Here is a 266-nt window from a genome sequence, read left to right as displayed (position 1 = left end):
GAGTCGGTCGACACCGGCCGCGACGGGCCGCTGTTCCAACGCGCCATCGACGAGGGCGTGCTGTTCGTCCCCGGGGCGTACTGCTACCCCACCGACCCGGCCCGCTCGGCGCCGCGGCACGAACTGCGGCTGTCGTTCGGCGTGCCCGACGAAGAGCAGATCGAACGCGGCATCGCCCGGCTGGCCGCGGCGGTGGGCGAGGTGATCGAGGCGGAGTGATCGGGGGTGACTGCGGCAGGGGGAGGCTGGATACCAGCCGCTTCGCC

At 73.3% G+C, this 266-nt stretch carries 1 pseudogene; it reads left to right on the top strand.

Annotated elements, in window-relative coordinates:
- Positions 1-219: pseudogene (locus tag R0J92_RS23575) on the top strand (hypothetical protein); the annotation flags it as partial.
- Between the last annotated feature and the right edge of the window lie 47 nt (positions 220-266).

The sequence above is a fragment of the Tritonibacter sp. SIMBA_163 genome, assembly GCF_046535935.1.
Taxonomy (GTDB): Bacteria; Pseudomonadota; Alphaproteobacteria; order Rhodobacterales; family Rhodobacteraceae; genus Epibacterium; species Epibacterium scottomollicae.
This window is presented reverse-complemented; position numbering and strand designations above follow the sequence as displayed.